4 protein-coding genes are annotated in these 3,703 nt (G+C 65.8%); all 4 read left to right on the top strand.

The window, feature by feature from the left end; translation table 11 throughout:
• The coding region (locus MLGJGCBP_RS16710) for a zinc-binding dehydrogenase (RefSeq protein WP_160097012.1) at window positions 1–216 on the top strand (216 nt) is incomplete at its 5' end.
• Window positions 217–258: 42 nt separating this feature from the next.
• Window positions 259–1,908, top strand: a complete 1,650-nt coding sequence (groL, locus tag MLGJGCBP_RS16705) for a chaperonin GroEL (protein WP_160097010.1) — start codon at window positions 259–261, stop codon at window positions 1,906–1,908.
• A gap of 176 nt (window positions 1,909–2,084) precedes the next feature.
• Window positions 2,085–2,411, top strand: a complete 327-nt coding sequence (locus MLGJGCBP_RS16700; RefSeq protein ID WP_160097008.1) for a putative quinol monooxygenase — start codon at window positions 2,085–2,087, stop codon at window positions 2,409–2,411.
• Between the two features lie 186 nt (window positions 2,412–2,597).
• On the top strand, window positions 2,598–3,703 hold a 1,106-nt coding region (locus tag MLGJGCBP_RS16695; RefSeq protein WP_201453094.1), incomplete at its 3' end, for an FAD-binding oxidoreductase.

Genomic DNA, 3,703 nt, shown 5'->3' with positions numbered 1-3,703 from the left:
AACATCGACGTCCCGACCATCGATGTGATCTCCACCGAGATCAACTTCATCGGAAATCTCGTCGGCTCCTACAACGACCTGCAGGAACTCATGACCCTTGCCGCCCAGGGCAAGGTCACGTTGCACACCACCCGGTACCGGCTCGAGGACTTCCAGCAAGCACTCGACGATCTCGATGCCGGCCGGGTACGCGGCCGGGCGATTCTCGTCCCCTAGCCGCATCCCTCCGCGAAAGAAAGTACGAAAGGAACATCAGCCATGGCAAAAGAGCTGCGGTACAACACGGACGCCCGAGCACGACTCGAGCAAGGCGTCAACGCCCTCGCCGACGCTGTCAAGGTGACCCTCGGCCCCAAGGGACGCAACGCGGTGCTCGAAAAGCTCACCGGACCGCCGACGATCACCAACGACGGCGTCACCATCGCCCGCGAGATCCAGCTCCGCGAACCCTTCGCCAACATGGGCGCCCAGCTGGTCAAGGAAGTGGCGATGAAGACCAACGGTGTGGTCGGCGACGGCACCACCACCGCAACCGTGCTCGCCCAGGCCATGGTCCGCGAAGGGTTGCGGTCCGTCGACGCCGGCGCCAACCCCATGCGGGTACGGCGCGGTATCGAACGGGCCGTGTCCGTGGTCGTCGACTCCCTCCGCGAGCAGGCCTCCCAGATCGGGGGACAGAGCGATCTGCAGCGGATCGCGACCCTCGCCGCCAGCGACGACGAAGTGATCGGACACGCCATCTCGAAGGCCGTCGACTACGTCGGCAAGTCCGGAGTCGTCACCACCGAGGAGAGCGACACCCTCGGGCTGTCGGTCGACATCGTCGACGGCATCGAGTTCGACCACGGCTACATCTCCGGCTACATGGTCACCGACCCGGAGCGGATGGAAGCGGTGCACACCAATCCGCTGATCCTGCTGACCAACAAGAAGATCACCCAAGTCCAGGACATCATGCCGAGCATCGAGGTGGCCAAGCGAGCCGACCGGCCCCTGGTGGTGCTGGCCGAGGAAGTCGACGGGCCGGCCCTGCAACTGCTCGTCGGCGGCAACATGCACAAGACGATGCAGTCGGTCGTCGTCCGGGCCCCCGGTTTCGGGCACCGCCGCGTCGCCGAGCTCGAAGACCTCGCCGTGGCACTCGGTGGGCACGTGATCGCCAAGGACACCGGCATCGAACTGTCCGAAGTCGGTGTCGAGCACCTCGGGTCGTGTGACCGCATCACCGTGACCGAGAACGAGACCACGATCGTCGGCGGCCACGGGGACCAGCGCCTGCTCGACGCCCGCATCGCCCAGCTCGAGTCCCAGCTCGAGCGCGCCAAGATCGAGGCCGACCAGGAAAGCCTCGAACTGCGCATCGCCCGGCTCACCGGACGAGTTGCCGTCATCCGCGTCGGCGGCGCGACCAGCGTCGAACTCAAGGAGCGGATGCTGCGCGTCGACGACGCCCTGGCCGCCACCCGCGCCGCAGTGGAGGCGGGCATTGTCTCCGGCGGTGGCACCGCGCTGGCGCAATCACACCGGGCACTGGCCGATCTCGACCTGGCCGGAGACGAAGCGATCGGGTGCGACGTCGTCCGCCGAGCCCTCCCCGAACCGCTCCGCTGGATCGCGATCAACGCCGGATTCGACGGCGACGAGGTCGTCGAAGTGGTCGCCGGTCTGCCGCTCGGCCACGGGTTCAACGCCCTCACCGGTGAATACGGAGACATGTTCGACGACGGGGTGATCGATCCGTTCAAGGTCACCCGCGCCGCACTCGAAAGCGCGGCCTCCATCGCGGCACTGCTGATCACCACCGAAACCGCCGTCGTGGAAGAAGTGATCGGCAATCCCGGTGCCATCATGGCACCCGGCTTCGGCGATCTCGCCGAAGGCATGGTCCGCCCGTCCAACATCTACTGACACCCAGGGACGGTAGGCACTGGCGGTCGGGTGGGTAACCACCCGACCGCCGGTATTGCGGTGTGCGGTCCTCGCGCGCCGCGGTCGCACGTTTCCCCTCCCCAGGTTCCCTCGTTCGTTCCGGATGTCACTCCGGCAGCGGGAACCTTTCCGACACAGCGAAAGTGGAGTTTTCGATGATTTTCATCGTGGTGAAGTTCAAGGTCCTCGACGAACATCAGAACGACTGGTTGCTCATCACCAAGGAATTCACCGATACCACCCGGTCCGAGCCGGGAAATCTCTGGTTCGAATGGCACCGGAGCACACAGGATCCCGGCGAGTACGTGCTGATCGAGGCCTTCCGCGATGGACAGGCCGGCTCCGACCACGTCAACGCCGACCACTTCCGCAAAGGGTTGGACGCGATGCGTCCCGCATTGAGCGAAACACCGCACATCATCCACACGGAGATTCCCGGTGTCGACTGGTCACGCATGGGAGAGCTGGAAATCACCCCGTAGATCACCCCGTACCAGCGGCACATGCCGGGGCGAACCAATCGAACGCCGGCCCGCCGCCGCGGACACACGATCCTTCTCGGCAGGACATGTGCTCACGGTGCTGCGCACCCGCCACGGCGCCTGCCCGCGCGGGACGGTCCCAGCGGCATGGCTGCGATGCAGGAACCAGTGTGGAAAGGACAAGACGTGACTGTCTTGATGACCGGTCCCGTCGCGGACCTGACGGCAATGCTGGGCGAGGCAGTCGTCATAACCGACACCGACACGATGATCGCCTACACCCGCGATCAGTCGCTGCTCTCGCCATCCGGAAAACCGATCGCAGTGGTTCGTGCCCGGACGATCGACGACGTCGTCACGACGCTGCAAACTGCTTCCCGGTATAAGGTTCCGGTTGTCACGAGAGGTGCGGGGACCGGTCTGGCCGGCGGCGCCAATGCTCTCGAAGGCTGCATTGTCTTGAGTACCGAGAAGATGAACCACATTCTCGAGATCGACGAACAGTCCCGTACCGCGACGGTCGAACCCGGTGTCATCAACGGTGACCTCGCTACTGCAGCAGCAGAGCGCGGCCTCTGGTATGTGCCCGACCCCGGAAGTCGCGCCGTCTCCACGATCGGCGGGAACCTCGCGACCAACGCCGGCGGGCCCTGCTGCGCCAAGTACGGCGTCACCGGCGATCACGTCGCCCGGATCAAAGCGGTGCTCGCGGACGGCCGGATCATCCACACCGGCGCCGCCACCCGCAAGAACGTCGCCGGCCTGAACCTCACGCAACTGCTGGTCGGGTCCGAGGGCACCCTCGCCGTCATCGTCGAGGCGACCGTGAGGTTGCGCAGGAAACCGGCGAACGCATCCACCGTGGTGGCCGCGTTCGCCGACCCCGTCCAGGCCGTCGACGCGGTGATGGCGATCCAGAACGTGGCCGACCCCAGCCTGGTCGAACTCATGGACCACAACACGATCACCGCCGTCAACGACATGACCCAGATGGGTCTCGACGAGAGCGCCGGCGCGCTGCTACTCATCCAGTGCGATGGCGACGCCGCGGAGGCGGAAGCCGATCGCATCGCCGAAGCCTGCCGCACCTGCGCGGCGACCGAACTCTATGTGACCACCGACCCGGTCGAAAGTGACGGGCTCATGCAGGCTCGTCGTGTCGCGCTGACCGCTCTCGAACGCTGCGGCAGCACCCTGCTCGACGACCTGGCCGTACCGGTGCCCCGGCTACCGCACATGCTCGACGCCATCAGCCGTATCGCCGACCGCCACCACCTTTTCGTCGGCACCTT

It is taken from the genome of Rhodococcus sp. T7 (assembly GCF_009872365.1).
GTDB lineage: Bacteria > Actinomycetota > Actinomycetes > Mycobacteriales > Mycobacteriaceae > Rhodococcus_F.
Note: the sequence above shows the minus strand (reverse complement) of the source record. Positions and strands in the feature narration are given on the sequence as shown.

Coding starts and splice junctions, on each gene's coding strand:
- groL (WP_160097010.1), top strand. CDS start 259: ATGGCAAAAGAGCTGCGGTACAACACGGACGCCCGAGCACGACTCGAG.
- MLGJGCBP_RS16700 (WP_160097008.1), top strand. CDS start 2,085: ATGATTTTCATCGTGGTGAAGTTCAAGGTCCTCGACGAACATCAGAAC.